General features: G+C 63.9%; 18 protein-coding genes and 1 pseudogene. 8 read left to right on the plus strand and 11 right to left on the minus strand.

Annotation, left to right across the window (positions count from 1 at the left end; genetic code table 11):
* The first annotated feature begins 93 nt into the window (after positions 1–93).
* From OKC29_RS13740 to OKC29_RS13755, 4 genes are all read left to right on the plus strand, one after another.
* Complete coding sequence (locus OKC29_RS13740; protein WP_162275745.1) at positions 94–528, plus strand: hypothetical protein; 435 nt, start codon at positions 94–96, stop codon at positions 526–528.
* Between the two features lie 272 nt (positions 529–800).
* Positions 801–2,318, plus strand: a complete 1,518-nt coding sequence (locus OKC29_RS13745; protein ID WP_073351025.1) for an efflux RND transporter periplasmic adaptor subunit — start codon at positions 801–803, stop codon at positions 2,316–2,318.
* A gap of 76 nt (positions 2,319–2,394) precedes the next feature.
* Positions 2,395–5,523: an efflux RND transporter permease subunit gene (locus OKC29_RS13750; protein ID WP_073351027.1), complete on the plus strand. Its 3,129-nt coding sequence runs from the start codon at positions 2,395–2,397 to the stop codon at positions 5,521–5,523.
* Positions 5,524–5,581: 58 nt separating this feature from the next.
* Positions 5,582–5,935, plus strand: a complete 354-nt coding sequence (locus tag OKC29_RS13755) for a copper-binding protein (protein WP_073351029.1) — start codon at positions 5,582–5,584, stop codon at positions 5,933–5,935.
* Positions 5,936–6,038: 103 nt separating this feature from the next.
* Here the strand turns inward: OKC29_RS13755 and OKC29_RS13760 are convergent, their stop codons facing one another.
* The 3 genes from OKC29_RS13760 to OKC29_RS13770 form a co-directional block, all read right to left on the minus strand.
* Positions 6,039–6,827: a hypothetical protein gene (locus tag OKC29_RS13760; RefSeq protein ID WP_073351031.1), complete on the minus strand. Its 789-nt coding sequence runs from the start codon at positions 6,825–6,827 to the stop codon at positions 6,039–6,041.
* A 227-nt stretch (positions 6,828–7,054) separates the two neighbouring features.
* Entirely contained in the window at positions 7,055–8,749 is a 1,695-nt protein-coding gene (locus OKC29_RS13765) for a pyridoxal phosphate-dependent decarboxylase family protein (RefSeq protein ID WP_073351033.1), read from the minus strand.
* A 188-nt stretch (positions 8,750–8,937) separates the two neighbouring features.
* On the minus strand, positions 8,938–9,954 hold the full coding sequence (locus tag OKC29_RS13770) for a lipoate--protein ligase A (protein ID WP_073351034.1): 1,017 nt from the start codon (positions 9,952–9,954) through the stop codon (positions 8,938–8,940).
* A 444-nt stretch (positions 9,955–10,398) separates the two neighbouring features.
* Between OKC29_RS13770 and OKC29_RS13775 the strand changes: the two are divergent.
* Positions 10,399–12,827: pseudogene (locus OKC29_RS13775) on the plus strand (diguanylate cyclase domain-containing protein).
* Positions 12,828–12,887: 60 nt separating this feature from the next.
* On the opposite strand, the gene OKC29_RS13780 reads toward OKC29_RS13775, so the two are convergent.
* Genes OKC29_RS13780 through OKC29_RS13800 form a run of 5 tightly spaced genes read right to left on the minus strand, consistent with a single transcriptional unit; the run spans position 12,888 to position 18,351 of the window.
* The gene (locus tag OKC29_RS13780; RefSeq protein ID WP_073351038.1) at positions 12,888–16,085 is read right to left on the minus strand and encodes an efflux RND transporter permease subunit; all 3,198 of its coding nucleotides are present in this window, start codon (positions 16,083–16,085) and stop codon (positions 12,888–12,890) included.
* Positions 16,078–17,127 carry an efflux RND transporter periplasmic adaptor subunit gene (locus OKC29_RS13785; RefSeq protein ID WP_073351040.1) on the minus strand — a complete coding sequence of 350 codons (1,050 nt, stop codon included), beginning with the start codon at positions 17,125–17,127 and terminating at the stop codon, positions 16,078–16,080. The genes OKC29_RS13780 and OKC29_RS13785 overlap by 8 nt, the downstream gene beginning before the upstream one ends.
* Before the next feature lie 36 nt (positions 17,128–17,163).
* Positions 17,164–17,610, minus strand: a complete 447-nt coding sequence (locus tag OKC29_RS13790) for a YeeE/YedE family protein (protein ID WP_162275746.1) — start codon at positions 17,608–17,610, stop codon at positions 17,164–17,166.
* A gap of 13 nt (positions 17,611–17,623) precedes the next feature.
* Positions 17,624–18,037 (minus strand): YeeE/YedE family protein, encoded by a 414-nt coding sequence (locus OKC29_RS13795; RefSeq protein WP_042862873.1) that lies wholly within the window; start codon positions 18,035–18,037, stop codon positions 17,624–17,626.
* On the minus strand, positions 18,034–18,351 hold the full coding sequence (locus OKC29_RS13800; RefSeq protein WP_024945075.1) for an ArsR/SmtB family transcription factor: 318 nt from the start codon (positions 18,349–18,351) through the stop codon (positions 18,034–18,036). Before OKC29_RS13800 ends, OKC29_RS13795 begins: the two co-directional genes overlap by 4 nt.
* A gap of 88 nt (positions 18,352–18,439) precedes the next feature.
* Here OKC29_RS13800 and OKC29_RS13805 point away from each other — a divergent pair, with 88 nt between their 5' ends.
* The 3 genes from OKC29_RS13805 (at position 18,440) to OKC29_RS13815 (ending at position 20,347) form a co-directional block, all read left to right on the plus strand.
* Complete coding sequence (locus OKC29_RS13805) at positions 18,440–18,625, plus strand: YgaP family membrane protein (protein ID WP_073351042.1); 186 nt, start codon at positions 18,440–18,442, stop codon at positions 18,623–18,625.
* A 416-nt stretch (positions 18,626–19,041) separates the two neighbouring features.
* Entirely contained in the window at positions 19,042–19,416 is a 375-nt protein-coding gene (locus OKC29_RS13810) for a hypothetical protein (protein WP_011706773.1), read from the plus strand.
* Between the two features lie 202 nt (positions 19,417–19,618).
* Complete coding sequence (locus OKC29_RS13815) at positions 19,619–20,347, plus strand: MgtC/SapB family protein (RefSeq protein ID WP_039213423.1); 729 nt, start codon at positions 19,619–19,621, stop codon at positions 20,345–20,347.
* Positions 20,348–20,423: 76 nt separating this feature from the next.
* On the opposite strand, the gene OKC29_RS13820 is transcribed toward OKC29_RS13815, so the two are convergent.
* From OKC29_RS13820 to OKC29_RS13830, 3 genes are read right to left on the minus strand one after another with little or no spacing between them, the layout of a single operon-like run.
* The gene (locus OKC29_RS13820; protein ID WP_024945079.1) at positions 20,424–21,449 is read right to left on the minus strand and encodes a substrate-binding domain-containing protein; all 1,026 of its coding nucleotides are present in this window, start codon (positions 21,447–21,449) and stop codon (positions 20,424–20,426) included.
* Positions 21,450–21,476: 27 nt separating this feature from the next.
* On the minus strand, positions 21,477–22,892 hold the full coding sequence (locus tag OKC29_RS13825) for a glycoside hydrolase family 32 protein (RefSeq protein WP_073351045.1): 1,416 nt from the start codon (positions 22,890–22,892) through the stop codon (positions 21,477–21,479).
* Positions 22,892–24,256 (minus strand): sucrose-specific PTS transporter subunit IIBC, encoded by a 1,365-nt coding sequence (locus OKC29_RS13830; protein WP_073351047.1) that lies wholly within the window; start codon positions 24,254–24,256, stop codon positions 22,892–22,894. The genes OKC29_RS13825 and OKC29_RS13830 overlap by 1 nt, the downstream gene beginning before the upstream one ends.
* Between the last annotated feature and the right edge of the window lie 49 nt (positions 24,257–24,305).

Below are 24,305 nucleotides of genomic sequence, written 5' to 3' on the forward strand. Positions count from 1 at the left end.
GATCACGCAGCCGACATCCCGTTGCCCACATACCTTGACCTTGCTCTCAAGGTAAGGTTTACAGTGCCCCTAGTCATTGTCAGGATTTTCCCCATGCTCGTAGCGAGATTGCCCATCGAACGCATTGCCCGGCTGTTGCTGGGGCTGATGCTCGTCTGCAATCTCACCCTCTGCATCGGCTGGCACGGGGTGGATGCCCTCAACGCCGCCATGACTCACGGCAATCAGGCCATGAGCGACAGCGCCATGCAGGGGCTCTCCTGTCACGGGGCAAGCCCGGAGGCGGGAGCGCAAGATGCCGCCAGCCAGGAGTGCCAGATGCACGGCGGGCTCACCTCGACCGGCACTCCCGGCCTGCCGCTGCTGGCCGCCCTGCTGACCCTGCTCGCTCTGCCGCTGCTGCTGCCCCTCGGGACGGCGAGCAGCGTGCTGGACAACTGGTTGCGGGATCCCTTCCTGCGATCCCGCGGCACCCACCCTCCCTCCTGGCCGCGCCGACACTTGATGTTGTCGGTGCTGCGCCACTAGAAAGATCTTCTCTCGCGGCAACAGCAAGCCTCGGCTTGCCCGTTTTCTGCCGCCTTGCCTGACCCTGCGCTCTGGCCAAACCGGCCCGCTCGCAGGGAGCCGTGCGCGCTGACACAGCTGCGCCCCGTTTGCCGCCAATCCCTCGAGTGATGCCTTGTCCATCTCCCGTCCGGCGGCCTGCACAAGAGAAGAGATATGATGTCACTTGTCCCTGTTACCGGCCTTATCGCCGCCAAGAACCTTGTCCCCCTGCCACTGAATGGGGGTGTGCGATGAGCCAGAAACTGCTGGTATCGGCCCTGCTGCTGGCCCTCGGTGCCGGTGGCGGCTACTGGGCCGCCAAACAGACCACAACTGGCACTGCAGCCAAGGAGAAGACACCGCTCTACTGGGTCAACCCCATGGATCCGCGCGACAAGCGCGATGCCCCCGCCAAGGACAACATGGGGATGGACTTCATCCCCGTCTATGAGGAAAAACAGGGCGGCTCACCGGGCACAGTCACCATCAGCCCCGAGATCCAACAGAACCTGGGGGTTCGGCTCGCCAAGGTGGAGAAACTGCCCATCCACCAGCAGATCGAGACGGTGGGCTACGTCGGCTATGACGAGGACAGGCTGGAGGCGGTCAACGCCCGCATGGCGGGCTGGATCCGCACCCTCGTCATCAAGAGCGAGGGGCAGAAGGTGAGCAAGGGGAGCCTGATTTACGAGCTCTACGCCCCGGATCTGGTCAACGCCCAGCACGAATACCTGCTCGCCCTCAACACAGCCAACCCGCTGCTGCTGCGCGCCGCCGAGGGCAAGCTCAAGTCCCTGCAGGTGCCGGCGGATCAAATAGCAGCCCTCAAGCGCAGCCGTCAGGTGCAGGAGACGGTGCGCATCTATGCCCCCAGCAGCGGTTATGTCTCCGAGCTGAAGGTGCGCGAAGGCCAGTATGTGGAGCCCGCCGCGGCGCTCTTTAATATCAGCACTCTCAAGCAGGTGTGGGTGAGCGCCGAGGTGTTCGAGCGCCAGGCGGCCCAGCTGAAGGTGGGCGATCCGGTCACCATGACCCTGGACTACGCCCCCGGCCGCCACTGGCAGGGCCGGGTCGATTACCTCTACCCGACCCTGGATGCCGCCACCCGTACTCTCAAGGTGCGGCTGCGCTTTGCCAACCCGGACGAGTTTCTGAAACCCAATATGTTCGCCAAGGTGAGCATTCGCACCGGTCAGGGAGAACCCCGGCTGGTGGTACCGAGCGAAGCGGTGATCCGTACCGGCAGCCAGGACCGGCTGGTGCTGGCACTGGGGGATGGCAGCTTCAAGTCGGTCGCCGTCACCCTGGGTCCCCAGTTTGGTGACAAGGTTGCCATCAAAGAGGGAGTCGAAGCGGGGGACAGCATCGTCAGCTCGGCCCAGTTCCTGCTCGACTCTGAATCGGCCATCGATTCTGACTTCCAGCGCATGACGGCGGTGCGCCCCGCCCAGGTGTGGACCCAGGGCGAGGTTGAAAGCATCGATCTGGCCAACCGCACCCTGATGGTCTCCCACCAGCCCATCCCCGAGTGGCAGTGGCCCGCCATGGAAATGGAGTTCGCCGTCGCCGATGAGGTCGATATCAGCAAGCTGGCCGAGGGACAGACCCTGCACCTGCAAGTAATGCAGGAGGGGGATGAGTACCGCATCACCAGCATCCATCAGGAGCAAACGCCGGCAAGCAGTGACACCACCAAGCCCGCAACGGATGAGATGGGCAAGATGGAAGGCAAGGACCATAGCCAGCACGATATGGGAGCCAAGTCATGATCCCGTCGAGCTCTTACCGTTTGACTAGCAACCATGTCCTGCCGTTCACGCCACGCCAAGAGGGAGGAGCCAGATCATGATCCCCTCCATCATTCGCTGGTCCGTGGGCAACCGCTTTCTGGTGCTGCTATTGACCCTCATGCTCACCGCCTGGGGGCTCTGGTCGGTCAAACAGACCCCGGTGGACGCCCTGCCGGATCTCTCCGACGTGCAGGTGATCATCAAGACGGCCTATCCGGGCCAGGCACCCCAGGTGGTGGAGGATCAGGTGACCTATCCGCTCACCACCGCCATGCTGGCGGTGCCAGGGGCCACCACGGTACGCGGCTACTCCTTCTTCGGCGACTCCTTCGTCTATGTGCTGTTTGACGACAACACCGACCTCTACTGGGCTCGCGCCCGGGTGCTGGAGTATTTGAGCCAGGTTGCGCCCAACCTGCCCGCCTCCGCCCGTCCCCAGCTCGGCCCCGATGCCACCGGGGTGGGCTGGGTCTACCAGTACGCACTGGTGGACAGAACCGGCAAGCATGACCTGAGCGAGCTCACCTCGCTGCAGAACTGGTTCCTCAAGTACGAGTTGCAGACGGTGGACGGAGTCTCCGAGGTCGCCACCGTGGGCGGCATGGTGCGCCAGTATCAGGTGCGGGTCGACCCGGACAAGCTGCGCGCCTACGGCATCCCGCTCTCCCTTATCGAAACCGCCATCAAGCAGGGCAATCAGGAGACCGGCGCCTCCGTCATCGAGATGGCGGAAGCGGAGTACATGGTGCGCTCCAACGGCTATCTGAAAAGCGTGGAGGATCTGAAGCAGATCCCGCTCGGTACCAATGTGCGCGGCGCCCCGCTGCTGCTGGGTGACGTGGCGGATGTGGTCACCGGGCCCCAGAGCCGGCGCGGTCTGGCCGAGCTCAACGGCGAGGGAGAAGTGGTGGGCGGCATCATCGTCATGCGCTATGGCGAGAATGCCCAGCACACCATCGACGGGGTCAAGGCGCGGCTGGCCCAGCTGAAAAGCAGCCTGCCGGAGGGGGTCGAGGTCGTCACCGTCTACGATCGCTCCGACCTTATCCAGCGCGCCATCGACAACCTCTCCGGCAAGCTGGTGGAGGAGTTCGCGGTGGTGGTGCTGGTCTGTCTCGCCTTCCTGTTCCACCTGCGCTCATCCCTGGTGGTGGTCATCTCCCTCCCTATTGCGATTTTGACCGCCTTTATCGTGATGCACCTGCAGGGGATCAACGCCAACATCATGTCGCTCGGCGGCATCGCCATCGCCATCGGTGCCATGGTGGATGGTGCCATCGTGATGATTGAGAACGTCCACAAACACATGGAGCGGGAGGCGCTCACCGACAAGAACCGCTGGCGCATCATCACCGAGGCGAGTATCGAGGTAGGCCCCGCCATCTTCTTCTCCCTGCTGATCATCACCATCAGCTTCCTGCCGGTGTTCGCGCTGGAGGCACAGGAGGGGCGGATGTTCCACCCGCTCGCCTACACCAAGACCTATGCCATGGCGGCGGCGGCCGGGCTCGCCATCACGCTGGTGCCGGTGATCATGGGCTACTTCATCCGTGGCAAGGTGCTGGCGGAGCAGGCCAACCCGCTCAACCGCTGGCTGAGCCAGGGCTATGTGCCGCTGCTCAAGGCCGTGCTGGCCCGTCCGAAAACCACCCTGGCCATCGCCGCCGTGGTGACGGTGGCGGGCTTCTGGCCGCTCAAGTACCTGGGCTCCGAGTTCATACCGCCGCTGGACGAGGGGGACATCATGTACATGCCCACCACCGCGGCCAATATCTCGGTGGGCAAGGCGCGGGAGATTTTGCAGCAGACCGACAAGCTGATTCGTACCGTGCCCGAGGTGCAGAACGTGTTCGGCAAGGCGGGGCGCGCCGAATCGGCCACCGACCCCGCCGATCTGGTGATGATGGAGACCAGCATCCAGCTCAAACCACGCGACCAGTGGCGCCCCGGCATGACCCCGGAGAAGCTGAAAGAAGAGCTCGACTCCCTCATCCGCTTCCCCGGCCTCACCAACGCCTGGGTGCCCCCCATAAAAACCCGCATCGACATGCTGGCCACCGGCATCAAGACCCCGGTAGGCATCAAGATAGCGGGGCCCGACCTCAAGGTGATCCAGCAGCTCGGCCAGCAGCTGGAACAGATCGTCGGCAAGGTGGAGGGCGCCTCATCGGTCTATGCCGAGCGGGTGGCCGGTGGCCGTTATGTGAAGGTGGATATCGACCGGCTCAAGGCGGCCCGCTACGGCCTCAACATCGCCGACGTGCAGGCGGTGCTCGCCACCGCGGTGGGCGGCATGGAGGTGGGCCAGACCATCGAGGGGCGCGAGCGCTACCCCATCAACCTGCGCTATCCCCAGAGCTATCGCGATTCGGTGGCCAGCCTGGAACTGCTGCCGCTGGTCACCCCGAGCGGTGCGCGCATCGCGCTGGCGGACGTGGCGCGGGTCTACATCAGCGACGAGGCCCCCATGCTGCGCAGTGAAAACGCGCGCCTCAACGGCTGGGTCTACGTCGACATTCGCGGCCGCGACATCGGCTCCTTCGTCGATGAAGCCAAAGCACAAGTGGACAAACAGCTGGTGCTGCCGGCGGGCTACGCCCTCACCTGGTCCGGTCAGTTCGAATACATGGAGCGGGCCAAGGCGCGCCTCGCCTACGTGGTGCCGCTCACGGTCGCCATCATAGTGCTGCTGCTCTATCTGGCGTTTCGCCGCTTCCAGGAGGTGCTGCTCATTCTCACCACCTTGCCGCTGGCGGTGGTGGGCGGGATCTGGACCCTCTGGCTGCTGGACTTCAACCTCTCGGTGGCGGTCGGAGTGGGCTTTATCGCCCTGGCCGGGGTGGCGGTGGAGACCGGCGTCCTGATGCTGGTCTACCTCAACCACGCCTGGGATGACCTCGTGGCCAGCGGCAAGCCGGACCAGGCGGGCCTGCACCGGGCGGTGATCCACGGCGCCGCCCTGCGCCTGCGCCCCAAGATGATGACGGTGGTGACCATCATCGCCGGCCTGCTGCCCATCATGTGGAGCCACGGTACCGGCTCCGAGGTGATGCAGCGCATCGCCGCCCCCATGATCGGCGGCATGGTGAGTGCGCTGGTGCTGACCCTGCTGGTGCTGCCCGCCGCCTACTACCTGTGGCGCAGCCGGCACCTGGGCGCGACCGAGCAGCAACCCGCCGGCTAACCCGGTAGCAGCGCCCTTTTTGACAACCAAGAATCTGAATAAACGACGAGGAAACACCATGAACTACAAGACGCTGACCCTGACCCTGCTGCTTGGCCTTGCTACCCACACCGGCCTGCAGGCCGAGGAGATGATGAACCATGCCGGCCACGATATGAGCCAGATGGAAGGCATGAACGAGATGGGCGAGATGGCGATGACCCAGGGGGTCATCAGCCGCATCGACGCGGCCAACGGCAAGGTCGGCATCAAGCACGAGGCGATCGACAACCTCAAGATGCCCGCCATGACCATGGTCTTTCGGGTGGCCGATCCGGCCCTGCTCCAGGATCTGAAGGTGGGGGATGCGGTGCGCTTTCACGCCGAGAACCCGGCCGGCAAGCTCACCGTGACCGCCATCCAGAAACAGTAAGCGGAGTCATTTCAATAAAAGACGGCGGGATCATCCCGCCGTTTTCTTTTACTGCACCATCTACTGCACCATCCGCTACTGCACCATCCGCCGAGCGGCGTCCTCAGCCGTTCGGATAAGCCTGAGCGATATTCGCCTGAGCTATCCCGAGCAACTGAACAGACATGTCCTGCAATACATAGAGGTCGCGGCGACGGGTCCAGGGTTGATCGGATTGCTCGTCATACCAGACGGGCAGTTCGATCCCCTCCGGGGCATGGCTCGTCACCTTGCGGGCACGGCAGGTGATGATGCAGCGTTTGACGTGGTCGCGATGACCTATGACGGCCGCCGTGCCGAGGGAGGCGGCCTCTCCGCCGGCATAATCCCTGACGATGGCCTCCACCACCCCGTCCGTGCTGAGGTAGACCAGCTTGCCCTCATCATCCCAGTAAGGCTCGATGGAGATGACATCCCGGGCCGGAATGTCCGGATAGCGGGCCGAGTCGAGGAAGCGGGCGATCTCCCACTGCACGTACATGGGCACCGGCTTTTGCCGATAGAGGGCCGCGCAGCAGGCGGCCAGCGCCTCGTTCATGGGGCCGGGCTCGGCCAGTTCATCCGGGTCGCCCGAGGCGTTGGGGCGGTTGCCGAAGGCAAAGGCGATGACGCAATGGGCCTGGTCGATGGCGACCCGGGACGGGGTCATGTTGAAGCAGGCCTCCTCGATGAAGGGGGCCAGCTGGCGGGCCGTCTGCTCGTCGTGCAGCTCGGCGCTCAGCCGATCGGTCAGGGTGGTGCGAAAATCCGCCGCACTCCCCTGGCTGTCATTGCTGCTGTTGCAACCGGCCAGGGTGGCGATCAGGGGGGTACTCAACAGCCCCAGGGTCACTCTGCGTCTGTGCTTGTCCATAACGACTCCTTTGTTGATGTCCACGGCTGAAAATCAACCCGTTGGAGTCCATACCGTACGGAAAAAACAGGGGGATAAAAGTCAGAAAGGGAGACAGAAGGGAGGAACGTGCAGCGCCTCACACTTCCCGAGCCATTCGCAAGCAAGCCCTTTTGATTCAATTGCTTGGCGCATCAAAAAACAGGGCGCAGGGGGAAACCCGCCTGCGCCCCGTCACTGCTGCACCATCAACCGCGGATATGGTCGATAAAGGCGTCGATCTGTTCGCGGCCGCAGGCCGGGTTCATGAAGACCGCCTTCTCCCCGGCGATGTAGGAGTACTTGCCGCGGGCGTCATAGTCGGAGTGAGCGATGGCCTCCACCCAGTTGGTGTAGAGCCCCACCTTGCCGCGCCCGGTAAACAGGCTGCGGTGGTAGTCGGTGTTGCGCTGCAAGCGCGCCTTGTAGGCCGCATCCGGGCTGCGCGCCAGCTCGAAGGCGAACTCGGCGTCGGGGTCCTGCACCCACTCGGAGTTGTAGATCTTGAAACCCACGCTCGGCCCCTGGTTCTCTTGGGCCACCAGCATGACGTTACCGAGCTGGCTTAACCGGAAGCGAAAGTAGTTGGCGTTTTGCAGGCAGTGAGCCAGCACGGTGCGATAGCCCTCCACCCCCAGGTAGTTGAGCGCCGCATAGGCACCGAACAGGCCGCTCGCCCCGCGGGAGCACTCGATGGTGGACTGCAGGTGGGTCTGGCCCTGAATATCCCGCTCAAAGTAGGAGAAGTTCTCCGGGTCGTTCTCCATCGCCTTGAGGTCGTCCTGCTCCTTGATCATCACCAGGCTGGAGGTGTAGGGCACATAGCCCCACTTCTGGAAGTCAACGGTGAAGGAGTCGGCGTATTTGAGCTCGGCGAAGCGGCTCACGTTGCGCTCGATCCCCGCCAGGGTGGCGCTGTTGATGGCCAGCGGGTTGGCGGCAAAGTCGTAGTCCAGGAAGAAGATCATCGACCAGCCGATGGCGGCGTCGACGTGGATGTGCGGCTTGACCGCCACCTCGAAGCGCTCGCAGAGCCGATCCCGCAGCTCGACCACGGGTTTCACCTGGTCCACCCCGAAGGTGTCGGTGGTGCCCATGGTGAGCATGATGGTGGGCACCACGTGTTTCAGAGCGAAGCAGGCGGTCAGGGTGCGCTCCAGGTGGTCGAGATCGATGTCGTTGTTCTCGCCGACCTGGATGCGGATGGTCTTGTTCTCGATGTCGACCCCGAGCAGGGAGAGGTTGGTGATGTTGGAGTAGTGGCCTCCCTGGGAGTTGATGATGCGGTAATCCTGATAGTGGCCGAGCCCCTTGTGCTTGGCCTCCGGCAGGCTCTTGCGGATGCCGAGCAGGTAGCCATAGAGGTTACAGAAGGTCCCCCCCTGGGTGAAGATGCCGGTGGCGCGGGCCGGATCGTAACCCGCCAGCAGCGCTATCTGGCGTACCACCTTCTTCTCCAGCTCCTCGGCCACCCCGGCATACTCGGAGTAGACCAGGTTGGGGTTGGCGAGGATCCCCATCTGGGCGCCGTAGATGGCGGGATCCGCCGACATGGTGATAACGTTCTCGACGCTGGAGGGGTTCTCCCAGTCTTTGGACAGGGCGCCGGCAAACAGCAACTCGGCCATGGGCTCGCCTGGGGTGCGCATGGTGGCTGGCACCGGCATGGTCTCGCACAAGTCAGCGAGGCGGGCGCGGCCATCGGGCCAGGCATTGAGCCGCGCCGCCGGGGCCAGGCCGCGGGCGCGAAACTCGTTGAGGGTGGCAAAACCGGGTTCACGAAAGACCGGCCAGAGATCGGGGTTGCGCGAGAAGAAGTTGGCTTTGACTGTGGTAAAACGACGTTCGAATTCGGGGTGGATGGCGTTGACGCCTTCATCTTTCAAATAGACCAAGTCACTCATTTTTATACCATTAGTACAGCAAATGTGCAGTCCTTATACCCCCGGGTCGCCGTTTGAAACAGCGACAATATCTAATGGCCTCCCCTACTTTTTGTCATGCATGAGGGCGGACGGCGGCTGGCAAAAAGGCGCCTTTCGGGCGCCTCTTTTGATTTTGTGATCCACCCGCCCCATCGGCGAGAAAAGCGTCAGCGCAGCGCCGCCAGCAACCAGCGAGAGAGCTCCTCCAGCTCGCTCTGGCGGGCCGCAAACTCGCTGCGCCACTGGCGCAGCAAGTCGTCGAGGGCATCGGCGCGGTAGGCCGTGCCGGGCAACCGCGCGGCCAGCGCATCGAGCGGCGCCGGATCCAGGCTGTCGCTGAAGATCTGCGCCCGCCCGATCACCCCCTTCTCCACGTCGAAGTGCAGCTCCACCCCGCCCCAGCTGAAGCGCTCGTCCAGCTGATGGCTGAAGGCCGGCGCATGGCCGAAGTTCCACTCCCAGCTGCGCTGGCGGGCGAAGGTGTCGGCAAAGCCGGGCAGATCGGGCATCTGCTCAGGGGAGATATGCTCGGGCTGCACCCGCTCGCCATAGTGGCTGAAGAAGGCCTCCTGCAGCGCCTCGCTCACCTGTTGATGATCGATGCCCGGCAGCAGCTCGCAGAGGTTGGCCACCCGGCTGCGCACCGAGCTGATGCCCTTGGCCGCCAGCTTCTTGGGGTCGGGATTGAGGTAGTTGGCGAGCCGGCCGAGGTCGGCGTCCAGCAGCAGGGTGCCGTGGTGAAAGCCGCGATCATGGGTCTCCCGATAGGCCGAGCCAGACACCTTGCGCTCCCCATCCTGAGTCGCCACCAGCAGATCGTTGCGCCCGGAGGCGAAAGCCTCGACCCCGAGCCGCGTGAGCGCGTCCAGCACGATGGCGGTGGAGATGCTCTTGTCATACTCCGGCTTGCCCGCCATGAAGGTGAAGCAGCTGTTACCAAGGTCGTGAAACACGGCGCCGCCGCCGCTGCTGCGCCTGGCCAGGGTCACGCCGTCCTCCTCCATGCGGCGGGTGTTGCACTCCTTCCAGGGGTTCTGGGCCCGGCCAATCACCACGGTATTGGCGTTGCGCCACAGGAACAGCACCCGCTGGTTCGGATCCATCTGGCGGAAGATGCACTCCTCCACCGCCAGGTTGAACAGGGGGTCGTGAGAGTCGGACAGCAACAGACGCAATCGGGACATGAGAAGTCCTCATCGAGATGGAAGAGTCGCTATCATAGCACCGGGGTCGACAGGATCCGGCCCCCCTCTGCCTGTTTCGGCCCGTTACTGACTGATAACGCAACAATTGAAAGTTCGACACAATCTGACAGCAACATGAATGTATCCGTTGATACGGCGACACAGGCTGACGCATTGCGCTGAAAATTAAGTAATCACTCACTGATATTGAGGTAAACGACTGGCAAATACGATTAAAATGCGACCGTTTTTATTGGTCATATGGCTCCGTAATTATTCGCATAATTGCCAAAAATACCGAGCAGGAAAGCCAAATGTGATGAGTGACACAGAAATCTTTTTTTCTGTTGCGTATCCCCCATTCCAGCGCCCTTTCGCCCCCTTGCGGGCAACAAGGAATTGTTTGACTCTAGGACTGACCCCCGTCTCCCGAGAGGAATGAGTATGAGTGTCGTAAATTCCTCCCTTCATCGCCTGCTCCGGTATCTGCCCATGCTTGGTTCAGCGATGTTTTGCACCCTTTTCTCCCTGCCATCCAAGGCGGTGGACAAGATAGTGGTGCAACTCCCCTGGCAACATCAGTTCCAGTTTGCCGGTTATTACGCGGCCCAGGCCAGAGGCTTCTATCGAGATGCCGGGCTGGATGTCACCTTGCGACCCGCCGTCACCGGCACCAATGTGGTCAACGAGGTGATGTCGGGCAATGCCCAGTACGGGGTCAGCGGCAGCGATCTGCTGCTGGCGCGCGCCAGTGGCCAGCCGGTCGTGGTGCTGGCCTCCATGCTGCAGCATTCCCCGCTGGTGCTGCTCACCCTGGAGCGGCCCGACATTCGCCAACCGGCGGATCTGGCGGGCAAACGGCTGATGCTGGAGCCCGGCTCCCAGGAGCTGCAGATCTACCTCAATCGCCATGCCCCGCCGGGCAGCTGGAGCAAGCTGCCTTATGAACAGGGGCTGAAGGCGCTGCTCGCCGGCCAGGTGGACGCTATCAGTGCCTACAGCACCACCGAGCCCTTCTATCTGGCCCGGATGGGGATCCCCTACCGGGTGTTCTCCCCCCGCAGCATCGACTTCGATTTCTACGGTGACAACCTGTTCACCTCGGAGCGCGAGCTGAACAACCGGCCGGAGCGGGTCTATGCCTTTCAGCAGGCGAGCCTCAAGGGATGGCGCTATGCCATGGAAAATCCGGCCGAGATGATCAACTGGATCATGGAGCAGTACCCAAGCGGTTATGGCCGCGAGCAACTGGAGTTCGAAGCCAGTGCCACCCGGGAGCTGATGCAGCCAGATCTGGTCGAGCCCGGCTACATGCAGCCGGAGCGCTGGCAGCAGATCGCCAGAAGCTACCTCGAGGCCGGCCTGCTCTCGGCCCTGCCAGACCTCGAGCACTTCCTCTACAACCCGGATCGGGAGCGGATCCGCCAGCAGCGCCAGCTGCTCGACAAGAGCGTGGCGGTGGCCATGCTGGTGACCTTCTCCCTGCTGACCCTGCTCGGCATCTTCTGTTACCTCTACCTGCGCCTGCGCCAGGAGGCGCGCGACCGCCAGCGGCTCACCCGCGAGCTGGCCCAGAGCGAGCAGCACTACCGCTTCGTGGCGGAGAACAGCGCCGACGTCATCTGGACCATGGACACCGCCACCCTGCGCTTTCGCTACGTCAGCCCGGCCATCTTGCCGCTCAGCGGTTACGAGGCGATCGACGTGCTGACCCTCCCCATCAGGCAGCTTATTCCGGAGACATCCAGAAAGCAGCTGCGCGCCGAGCTGAGCGGTTCCCTCGCCGCCTGGCAACGCGGCGACCACGAGCAGACCCGCTGTGTCATTCGTACCCAGCTGCGTCACAAAGAGGGACATCTGGTGGCCACCGAAACGGTCACCACCCTGCACGGCAACGAGCAGGGGGAGCCGGAGGCGATTCTGGGGGTGACCCGTGACATCACCGAGCGGGCCGCCCGCGAGGAGATGATGCGCCGGCTCGCCTTCTACGATCCCCTCACCAACCTGCCCAACCGCCGGCTGCTGCAGCAGCGGTTGAAGGAGGCCATGGAGGGCGAAGTGCAGCTGGCCCTGCTGTTCATCGATCTCGACCACTTCAAGCCGATCAACGACACCTTCGGCCACGAGACCGGCGACGTGCTGCTCAACATGGTGGCGGAACGGATGCGCCACTGCGTGCGGGAGCGGGATCTGGTGGCACGGCTGGGAGGGGACGAATTCGTGATCCTGCTGCCCGATACCGGGGACGAGGCGCTGGCGGTGGCCGACCATCTGCACCAGAGCCTGCGCCATCCGTTTCGCATCGACGAGGAGCAGGAGCGCGCATCTCCAGCAGCATAGGGGTGGCGCTCTATCCGGAGCACGGCACCGATCCCAAGACCCTGATGCACCACGCCGATCAGGCCATGTATCAGGCAAAGGGCAGAGGGCGGGGCCGGGTCTGTCTGTTCACCGCCGGGCTGGATCCGGAGCAGGGCTCGCTGGTGTGGCAGAGCAGCCACGAATGCGGCCATCCCCGCATCGATGCCGAGCATCGTCAGCTGTTCGTGCTGACCAACCGGCTGCTGGAACACATGAAGGATCACCAGGAGCACCCGGCCCTGTTCCTGGAGTGCATGGAGAGCCTGTTCGACGTGGCCCGCCACCACTTCGCCTTTGAAGAGCAGATGCTGGCCGAACTCGGCTATCCGGAGCTGGCCAGCCACCAGCAAGACCACCAGCTGCTGCTGCAAAAAGCCAGCCAGCTGATGACCGCCGCCAGGGCGGGCACCCTGGGCAACGACGAGTTGCTCAACTTCATCATTCAGGAGCTGGTTGTCGGCCACATGAGCCAGGCCGATCGGCGCTACTTCCCGCTGATGAAAGGACGCTGACCCAGCGCCCCAGCCACCTGAACGTGTGAAACGAGAAGGGCCACCGAGGTGGCCCTTCTGTCATTGTGCGCCCGGCTCGTTTGCCGTGATCGCGACTTCACGGCGCGACATCAGGCTGTAGTAGAGCAGCGGGATCACCACCAGAGTGAGCAAGGTGGAGACCAGGATCCCGAAGATCAGGCTGATGGCCAGCCCGTTGAAGATGGGGTCATCGAGGATGAACAGGGCCCCGATCATCGCCGCCAGCGCCGTCAGCATGATGGGTTTGGCCCGCACCTGCGCCGCCGCAATCACCGCCTGCTCGAACGCCACGCCACTCGCCCGCTGCTGTTCGATAAAGTCCACCAGCAGGATGCTGTTGCGCACGATGATCCCGGCCAGCGCGATCATCCCGATCATCGAGGTGGCGGTAAACTGGGCCCCCAGCAGGGCGTGGCCCGGCATCACCCCGATGAGGGTGAGCGGAATGGGGGCCATGATGATGAGCGGCAGCAGATAGGAGCGGAACTGGGCCACCACCAGCAGATAGATGAGGATCATCCCCACGGCGTAGGCTAGCCCCATGTCGCGGAAGGTCTCGTAGGTTACCTTCCACTCCCCGTCCCACAACAGCGCCACCTCCCCCAGCTTGTCGGGCTGCTGTACGTAATATTGGGGCAGGTCGATATTGGCACCGGCGACAAACATGCCGTAGAGCGGGCTGTCGGTGTGGCCACCCATGTCGGCCACCACCATCACCATGGGCTGCATGTTCTTGTGCATGATGTAGCTGGGGGCCAGCTCATCGCGGCGACTCACCAGCTCGGAGACCCGCACCAGCTGGCCGCTCTGGCTGCGCACCTTGAGGGCCAGCACACCCGCCAGATCCCGTTTGTCACCGGAAGCCAGTTCGATGCGGATCGGCACCGGATACTTGGCGCCGTGCCCCTGCAGCCAGCTGGCATCCTGATAACCCACTCCGCCATTGAGGGTGTTCACCAGATCCCTAAGATCGACCCCGAGCAGGGCCGCCTTGCTGCGATCCACCACCAGCCGCCACTTGGGCTGCGGGTCGGTCAGATAGATATCCACGTCCACCAGATCCGGCGTCGCTACAAAACGGGCCTGTACGGCGCGAGCTGCCTCCTCGCGGGTGGCAGGCGTCGGGCCATACACTTCGGCAACTATGGGGGACCAGACCGGCGGACCGGGCGGCACCTCAACGACTTTCAGGTTGCCCCCCACCGCGCTGGCGATGGCCTGCAGCGGGGCCCGCACCGACTGGGCAATCTGGTGGCTGCTGCGATGGCGCTCATGCTTGTCCACCAGATTGACCTGAATATCCCCCACGTTGGCACCGCTGCGAATGAAGTAGTGGCGCACCAGCCCGTTGAAGTTGATGGGGGCGGCGGTGCCGGCGTAGATCTGGTAATCCTTCACCTCGGGCACCTTGGCAAGCTCCCGCCCGACCGCCAGCAGGGTGCGCTCGGTCTGCTCTAGGGTCGCCCCCTCCGGCATGTCGAGCACCAGCTGGAATTCCGACTTGTTGTCGAAGGGGAGCATCTTGAGCACCACCCACTGCACCATGGGCATGGCGGCGGCGCCCGCTACCAGCAGCAGGATGGCCAGCCAGAGCTTGTGTCTCGCACTCCTGGCGCCAGCGCCAATCAGGAAAGGGGTCATCAGTCGCTGAAAGAGACCCACTTTGACCTCGCCGTGGGCACCGTGCACCTCACCCTTGAGCAAATGACTCGCCAGCCAGGGGGAGAAGATAAAGGCCACCAGCAGGGAGATGAGCATCCCCATGCTGGCATTGATGGGGATGGGGCTCATGTAGGGGCCCATCAGCCCGCTGACAAAGGCCATCGGCAGCAGGGCCGCGATCACGGTCAGGGTCGCCAGTATGGTCGGCCCGCCCACCTCGTCCACCGCCCCCGGAATGAGCTCCTTGAGGGAACCCTTGCCCAGGCCACGATGGCGGTGGATGTTCTCCACCACCACGATGGCGTCATCCACCAGAATACCGATGGAGAAGATCAGCGCAAACAGCGACACCCGGTTGAGGGTAAAGCCCCAGGCCCAGCTGGCAAACAGGGTCAGCGCCAGGGTGATAACGATGGCAACCCCCACCACCAGCGCCTCGCGCCAGCCCATGCTCACCAGCACCAGCAGCACCACCGCCGTGGTAGCAAAAATCAGCTTGCCGATCAGGGTGTTGGATTTGGTCTCGGCGGTGACGCCGTAGTCACGGGTCACCGTCACCTCGACACCAGCAGGGATGAGTCGATTCTTGAGGCTCTCGACCCGCGCCTCCACCCGCTTGGCCACCTCGACCGCGTTCTGGCCCGGCTGCTTGCCGATGGCCAGCGTCACCGCCGGATAACTGCGATCCCCCTGCCCCATCCAGCTGCGCTGCACCGGGGTCTCCTCCCCGAGCGCCACGCTCGCCACATCGCCAAGGTAGACCGGCTTGTCGCCCTGCAGCCCCACCACCAGCTCGCGGGCCTCCTGCTCGCTTTGCAGGAACTGCCCCACCTGCACCTTGATCTCCCGGTTGTCTTGCTCGATGGCCTGTGTCGTGCCTACCTGATTGGCGGCCGCAAGTCGCTGGCTCAGCTCGCCCCAGCTGATGCCATGGGCGCTGAGGGCCGCCGGATCCGGCATCACCCGCAGTACGGCACGCTGGCTGCCCAGGCTGTAGATATCGCGGGTGCCGGGCAGTCGCTTGAGCTCGGTCTCCAGTTCATGGGCGACCCGGGTCAGTTCGGCGGCGCCCAGCTGTTTTTGCCACTCCTTGCTCCAAAGGGTGAGGCTGACGATGGGAACATCGTCGATCCCTCTCGGTTTTACCAGTGGTTGCCCGACCCCGATCCCCTGTGGCAGCCAATCGCGGTTGGAGTCGAGCTGGTTGTTGAGATCGATGATGGCCTGCTCGCGGCTCACCCCTACCTTGAACACCACCACCAGCAGGGCACCATCAGGGCGAGAGAACGAGTAGAAGGTATCGACCCCCTTTATCTGGGAGACCACCTGCTCGGCAGGGGTGGTGACGAGGGATTCCACCTCTGCCTGGGTGGCTCCCGGGAAGGGGATATAGACATCGGCGAAGGTGACATCTATCTGCGGCTCCTCCTCCTTGGGGGTCACCAGCACAGCAAACAGGCCGAGCAAGAGCCCCACTAGCGCCAGCAGCGGGGTGATGGCCGAGCCCTGAAACAGCGCCGCCAGTCGGCCAGCTGGCCCCAGCTTGCCTTTGTTGCCGTCAACATCATTACTCATGTGACACCGCCTGCTGGCGAGCCCAGCCATCTGCCGCTACCTGATCGCCGCTCTGGACGCCTGCCAGAATGTCGCACAGCCCCACCGGACAGTGACCCACCCGCACCGGCGTCAGCACCCAGCCATCCCCCTGCTTGAGGTAGAGACCGCTGAACTCCCCCTGCCTGAGCAGGGCCTGCTCCGGCACCTGCAACAGCGGGCGTTCGCCCTGTTTGAGCTGCACCTTGAGCCACATGCCGGGCAGCACCCCCGCGGTTTGCGGCGGCAGGTCGAGGCGCAGCCTGAAGGCGTGGCTCTGGCTGTCGGCATAGTTGAAGCGGGTCAGTTTGAGGGGGGTAACGGTGTGGCCATCCGGCAGCAGCACCTGCACATCCGCGGGCTGACTGGCGAGTGCGAGCGCAAATTGGGGCAGATCTACCTCCACCCGCAGCGCATCAAGAGAGAAGCCGGAGAGCAGCGGCGTGCCGGGAGCTACCGTCTCCCCCAACTCCACCAGCCGCTTGGTCACCACCCCGGCGTAGGGGGCCAGAATGCGGGTATAACCGTAGGCCTCGCGGGCCTGAGTAAGGGCCGCGTCGGCCGCATTCACCTCGGCGCGGGCGGCGCGATCGGTCGCCTGGGCATTGTCGAGCTGGGCGCGGGTGATCACCCCTTTGGCGATCAGCGCCTGAAAGCGGGCGAGCTGGCGCTCTGCCTCCACCTGCTGGGCCTGCGCCCGCGCCAGTCGCGCCTGGGCCCCCGTGACGGCGGCAAACTGCTCCTTGCCGCTGATCTCGAGCAGGGGTTGCCCGGCCACTACCTCATCGTTCACATCCACCAGCATGCGGGAGACCCGGCCGCTGGTCTGGGCCGCCACCGTCCCCTGATGGATGGCACTGACGGTGCCATCCAAGGTGAGCCAGTCGGTCACCTGACGAGGGGCAAGGGTCAAGGTTGCATCGCCATTCGCCTCGGCAGCCCATGCCGTTGACAGCGTCATGGCAGAGACAAGAGCGGAGACCACGGCCAGCATGGTGGCCCCCAGCACGCGGATCTGTTCCATGATATTCCTCCTTCCCCGACAGCAGGGGCAATCCATTCAGGCCGAGCGGGGGTGGCAGCGCTTCTCCCGCACCTTCACCCAAACCCGATCAACAAGCAAAATCCCGGCCACCATGGCGGCGACAAACAACAGTACCATGGGCTGGCCGCTGGAAATGAGACTCAAGCCTGGCCCCGGGCAGATCCCCGCCAACCCCCAGCCAATGCCGAACAGGGCAGAGCCCCCGATGAGGCGGCGATCCAGTTTGGGGGCCGGCACGCTGGCCATGGGTTCCCCCAGCAGGCTGCGCTTGAGCGGTTTGACCAGCAGTAAGTAACCCGGCATGAACGCCAGCAGTGCCCCGCCCATCACGAACGCCAGACTGGGATCCCAGTGACCCGCCAGGTCGAGAAACCCGATGACCCGGGCCGGATCTATCATGCCGGAGATGGCAAGACCCAGACCAAACAGCAGACCCGCGAGCAAACTTGTCAACAACTTCATGGCGATCAGCCCCTTACAACAGATGATGAGTGACGAAGACGGTGATAAAGCCGGTCGCCATGAAGGTGAGGGTGGCGATGATGGATCGCACTGAAAGCCGCCCCATCCCGCAGATGCCGTGGCCGCTGGTGCAGCCATTGCCAAGGCGGGTGCCGATGCCGACCAGCAGCCCGGCCAGCAGCACCAGTGGCCAGCCTGGCAACGTGCTGAATGTGGGCATGCTGGCCCAGCCCAGGCTCAGCGCCAGCCAGGCCCCCGCCCCCAATCCCAGCAAGAAGAGCAGCCGCCAGGGCGCCCTGTGTTGTAGCGCACCGGCCAGAATGCCGCTGATCCCGGCCACCCGGCCGTTGAACAGCATCAGGATCAGGGCCGCGAGTCCCACCAGCATGCCGCCGCCCAGAGAGAGCAGCCATTGGCTTTCCATCATCGAGATTCCTTAATTTCTGAGTGACAAAAATGGGTTTGCAGCGCCGCCAGCACATCGACGGCGGCCTCGCTCACCAGCGAGTAGTAGATCTGCTGGGAGACCTTGCGCGAGCGGATAAGGCCCTGGCGCTTCAATACCGACAGTTGCTGGGAGAAAGCGGACTGGCCGAGCTGGCTGTGAGCCAGCAACTCCCCGACCCCCTTCTCCCCCTCCACCAGCTGGCAGAGCACCAGCAGCCGCTCGGGATGAGCCAGCGCCTTGAGCAGGGAGGCGGCGGCTGTCGCGTGTCTGTTCATCTCGTCGAATTGGCTCATGGCAGTAAATTAGCAATTGCTGATATTTGGTTCTATTGTATAAAGCGACACTAAATTAGCAATATCTAAATTAACTAGGGAGAAGGTCATGACGGTAGATAACGGGGTCAGAGTCGTCGCGGGCTGCATGTTGCTGCTCTCGCTGCTGCTCACCACCTGGGTGCACCCGGGGTTTGTCTTGCTGAGCGTCTTTGTCGGGGTCAATCTGATCCAGAGCGCCTTCACCGGTTTCTGTCCAGCCGCGATGATCCTCAAGCGGCTGGGGCTGAAATAGCGTGACGGGTAACGATGGGGAAAGCAGAAGGTGGAACGAGGGCGGTGAGGGTGCTCACCGCTCTTTCAGCGTCCTGGCAGTAGCCAGCCGGCCCCGATTATTGACAAACTTGTATCTAAATGTTGCTGAAAGCGTGATGAGGCTTTACCTCACCGCTCTGGATGAGTACCATCAGGCCGTCAATCAACAGCGGAGACCATCAGTGGGCAACTCATCAAGTGACAGTTGTAGACCGACCCTCGTCGTCGGTACCCGGGTCGCGAGCTAGCCGCAGGTCTTCCTCTGCCGCATGCTCGCAGCCCTGCGAGAAGCGGAAATCCACTCCCCTCTTCTCTTTTTTACACTTGACGTCAGGTGACCTGGCTTTGCCATGACACCTTGCCTGCATAGTTTCTGCTTCCCACAAGGAGGCTGCTATGCGTTTTATTTCAACTCTGTCCGTATCCAACCGGACTCACCCCCTGCTGAGCAGACTGGGCCGCGGCTTGCTGCCGCTCTGGCTGCGTGGTAAACCGCGCCAGCACCACTACCGGCTGCAGATCCGTTGCGAGGATCGGGCCGACATGGAGCAGGTGCTGGATCTGGTGAACCACACCCTGCAGCCGGCGGGCCTGCAACCCCTGCAGTCCCTGCGACCCGGCCGCAGCGGCGGGCGGGAGCTGGTGCTCAACCTGCACTGCACCCCGCCCCAGCGTCGCTATCTGGTGCAGTTCGTGCATCAGGTGGGGGTACATCACCCGGTTCGCTGGGAGTTGCATCCCCGCCGCGACCCCGAACTCGTGCTCAATTGAGCGTGCACGACTGAGATCCGGGGCCAGCCATGCTGGCCCCTTTCAATCCGCTTCACCGCCCTGCCCGCCATCCTGGATGGACGGGCCGGGCGCCTCGTGCGTGTTTCTCGTCAATTCATGGCCTGCACGCACGGGGCCGTTGGCGGGGTACCGTCCCCTCGCCCGCCTTCAGAAAGGCCATCTGCAACAGAAGGAGTACGCCATGAGAATGTGGCAGCAATTCGACATGATCTCTCTGCTCGACACCCTGGTCAGCCTGCTGCTGGCCTTCGTGCTGGGCAGCCTGGTAGGGCTGGAGCGCCAGTATCGCCAGCGCACTGCGGGCCTGCGCACCAACGTGCTGGTGGCGGTGGGCGCGGCCCTGTTCGTCAACCTGGCCCAGCGCATCTATGACCTGCACGGCGGCACCTATGGGGTGGTGCACGTGGTGGCCTACATCGTCTCCGGTATCGGCTTTCTCGGCGCCGGCGTCATCATGCGCGAGTCCGGCAACATCCGTGGCATCAACACCGCGGCCACCCTGTGGGGCGTGGCGGCGGTTGGCGCTGCCAGCGGGGCCGGACTGGCCATGGAGGCGATCCTTGGCGCCTTGTTCGTACTCGCCGCCAACACCCTGCTGCGCCCGCTGGTCAACCAGATCAACCGCCGCCCGGTGGACAACACCGACACCGAGGTAACCTACCGGGTGACCGCCCTCACCCAGCGCGAGTACCAGAAGGAGGTGCTGCACTGGCTGGAAGAGATGCTGGAGCAGGCCAATTACCCGTTGAGCGAGCTCGACATCGAGCCCTTCGGCGAGCGGGATCTGGAAATTTCGGCGGTGCTGCTGGCCACCTCCATCGATGGCGACGAGCTCGACGCCCTGATGGTGAAGCTCGGCATCCACCCCCACATCAAGCAGGTGTTCTGGCGCGCCAGTACCACCGACTGACACCAGACTCCGCCATTGAAAACGCAAAAGCCCCGCCACTGCCGGCGGGGCTTTTGCGTTTCAGCATGCGGGGAGCTCAGGCGACCCGGGCAGCCCGCTGACTGCGCCAGCGGATGCGCGGATTGATCACTTGGGCGGTCTGGGACGGCGGGTTGCCCGCGATAAGCTTTTGCATCAGCTCGAAGGTCGCCCGGGCCAGGGCCGGACAATCCTGGGCCACCGAGTCGATGTGCATGGGGATGCAGTCGAGCAGGTCGTGATCGTCGAAGGTACAGAGCCGCATACCCGTCTCCATCAGCCCCGCCTCGTTGAGGTAGCGCAGCACCCCCTCCAGCAGGGTGAAGGAGGCAGTGAAGAGTCCCTTGGGGGGGGCGCCGAGCTCGGCCACCAGCTCGGCCATCAACTGATAGCCCGAGCTGGGTTGGTAGTCGCGGTGGCGCACCCGGGCCGGGTCCGCCTCCAGCCCGGCGCGGTGCAGCCCCAGCTCATAGCCCGCCAGCCGGTGGCGGCTGGGGGAGAGATCCAGCAGGCCGCCGAAGTAGTAGATCTCCTCGCCGCACTGGCCGGCCATCTCCTGCACCAGCTCCGCGGTGGCCTTGCAGGCATCGGAGATCACCATGGGCAGACGCGACTCGCCGATGTGGCGGTCGAGCTGCACCACCGGCAGGCGGTCGTGAATGCGGGCATAGATATCGTCGCTGTGGCCGCTGGAGGCGACAATCAACCCGTCCACCTGGCGGCTGATGAGGTTGTCCACCACCCGCTGCTCCAGGGTAGGATCATCCTCGGAGCAGGCGATGAGCAGCTGGATCCCGGCCTCCCGGCAGTGGGCCTCGAGGGCGCGGGCGATGCTGGCAAAGCCGAAGTTGGTGAGGTCGGGGATCACCAGCCCCCAGGTGTAACTGCGGGTCTCGCGCAGGGCGCGGGCATGAAAGCTCGGCTGGTAGTGGCACTCGTCCGCCACCGCCTGGATCCGCTTGCGGGTGTCGTCGGCGATGCGGTACTCCGCACTCTTGCCGTTGAGCACCAGACTGGCGGTCGCCTTGGACACCCCCGCCAACTCGGCTATCTGGGCAATCGTGATCCGTTTCTTCTTCTCCACCTGGCCTCCCGGCAAACTGACACCGGGCTATTGTACTAGGCAGGCCGCCAGCGGCCAGTGATCGAGGCAAATTTTGCCGCCCGCGATCGGTTTACCCGGCGCAAGCTGCGGCCCTGGCCCAGGGAAATAGCGCGCCGACAGGGTATGGCGGCCGCCATCGACGAAACACTCGAGACTGGATCGATCGCACAAGACGGTGATGCCGCCGCCCAGCCAGGAGCAGCATCGCTCCTCCCACTCTCCGCTCTGCCAGTTCAGGCGGCGCAGCACCAGGCACCCTGGCTGCCAGCACAGCTCGACCACGGCGCCAAACCAGAGGCTTCCCTCGCCGCACAGACTCAGATCGAGCCAGGCCGAATCGATGGCCTGCCCCGGAAATTCGCCGAGCATCCCCTCGAAGCGGGTCTGCTCCCCCTTCAGTGCCACCAGCTCCGCCACCGGCCGCTGGCAGAGCCAGTCGCCTTGCCAGAACAGCTCCCGCGGGCAGCTCATCTGGTGGATCCAGCCGTGAGCGACAGTGGGCTGGCTCATCTCGTTCTCTTCGGGCAGTCCCAGCCAGCCAAACAAGAGGCGCCGCCCCTGGCTGTCTTGGGTGGTCTGCGGGGCATAGAACTCGAAGCCCCTGTCCAGCTCGTGGAAAGCCCCGTGCGCGAAGTGCTCGCCGTCGAAGTCGCCCGAAAGCCAGCCGCACTGGTAGAGGTTGCGATAATCCTCTCCCCGGGGGGCAATCCCCTGCGGGCAGCTGATGAGTACGTGGCGCTCACCAAGCGCAAACAGATCCGGGCACTCCCACATATAGCCAAACTCGCCGAGACCGCCGTGCCCGCTGCCGGCGATGGGGCCCACCAGCGTCCAGGCATCCAGCGCGTCGCCGCGATAGAGCAGCACTTCACCCTTGTCATCCTGGGTGCGAGCACCCAGCACCATCAGCCACTGCTGGCCGTCGTGCCACACCTTGGGGTCGCGCACATGGCCGCTGTAGCCTTCGGGCAGATCCAACACGGGCCCCAGCTTGGCAAAGCCCCCCTCATCGTCGGCGCGGGCCAGACACTGATAGGCGGTGCGACTGCCGTCCGGGTATTTGACGTTGCCGGTATAGATGAGGGTCAGGCGCCCCTGCTCGTCGCTGACCGCCGAGCCCGAGTAGCAGCCGTGGCTCTCATAGGCTTCGGTGGGCAACAGCGCCACCGGCTCGTGCTGCCAATGCAGCAGATCGGTGGAGGTGACGTGCCCCCAGCCCTTGTTGCGGTGCTCGCAACCGAGCGGATTCCACTGGTAGAAGAGGTGGTAGCGCCCACCGTGCTCGATAAAGCCGTTGGGGTCGTTGAGCAGCCCCACCGGGGCCGCCAGGTGCCAGCGGGGCCGATGGGGATCGGCCGCCGCCTTGAGCTGTCCGGCCAGCAGCGACCGGACAATCTGGTTGAGCAATGCGACGTCCTTCATCACTCCACCTTGTACTTGAGCAGGTAAGAGGCGACGAAGGCGGCGCCAAAGGCGATCACCAGCCCGACAATGTAGTGGATGAGGCTCATGGGCTGGACGATGGCCATGCCGGGAATACCGGTCAGCCCCACCGCCGTCATGCCCACCTTGGCCGCCACCACGTAGGCGCCGCCACAGGCCCCGCCAAACAGGCCGGCCAGGAAGGGCTTGATGTAGCGCAGGTTGACCCCGAAGATCGCCGCCTCGGTGATGCCGAGCAGGCAGGACATGGCCGCCGGCACCGTGATGGCCTTGATCTTCACATCCCGGGTCTTGAAGTAGACCGCGAGACAAGCCCCGCCCTGGGCCACGTTGGCCATGGCCCAGATGGGCAGCAAGAAGTTGACGCCGATCTGCGGATTGGCCAGCAGCCCCGCCTCGATGGCGTGGAAGCTGTGGTGGATGCCGGTGATGACGATCAGCGAATAGGTGCCGCCAAACACCAGCCCCGCCAACCAACCCGCCTGCTCATAGAGGGCGCTCAGGCCGAACGAGATGCCATCCCCCAGCACCCGCCCGGCGGGGCCGATGAAGAGCAGCGCCACGAAGCCGGTGATGATGACGGTCAAAAACGGGGTGAGGATGAGATCCAGCGCATCAGGGATGCGCCTTCTCAGCTGTTTCTCCAGGTGGGACATGAACCAGACCGCCAGCAGCACCGGGAAGACGGTGCCCTGGTAGCCGATCATCGCCACGTCCAGCCCGAAAAAGTCCATAGTCTTGAAGCCACCGGCCACCCCCCAGGCGTTGGTCAAGGCCGGGTGGGTCAGAATGCCCCCCAGCGTCGCCCCCAGATAGGGATTGCCGCCAAACTCCCGCGCCGCCGTAAAGCCGATGAGGATTGGCAGAATGATGAAGGCCGCCGAGCTGAACATGTCCAGCATCACAAACAGGGCGCTGTCAGCGTTGACCCAGCCGTAGGTGCGCACCATGCCGAGCAGCCCCATCAGCAGGCCCGAGGCGACGATGGCCGGAATGATGGGCACGAAGATGTTGGAGAGGGTCCGTGCCAACCGCTGGGCCACGTTGAGCTTGGCCGTCGCCAGATCGGTCAGCTCCGCCTTGCTGGCGGTGCCGGTACCGGTCAGCGCCACGAACTCCGCATAGACCTTGTTGACTAGGCCGGTGCCGAAGATCACCTGGATCTGGCCCGCGTTGCTGAAGCACCCCTTGACCCCCTCCAGCTTGTCGATGGCGGCCTTGTTCACCTTGCTGTCATCCGCCAGCACCAGCCGCAGCCGGGTGGCACAGTGGGCGGCGCTGACGATGTTCTCCCTGCCCCCGAGCAGGGGCACCAGATCCTTGGCTATCGCACTGATATTCATATTCTTCCTCTTATGACCCGCCACACTGGCGGGCCCTTGTCACATGAGA

The sequence above is a fragment of the Aeromonas sp. QDB34 genome (assembly GCF_027705405.1).
Classification (GTDB): Bacteria; Pseudomonadota; Gammaproteobacteria; order Enterobacterales; family Aeromonadaceae; genus Aeromonas; species Aeromonas hydrophila.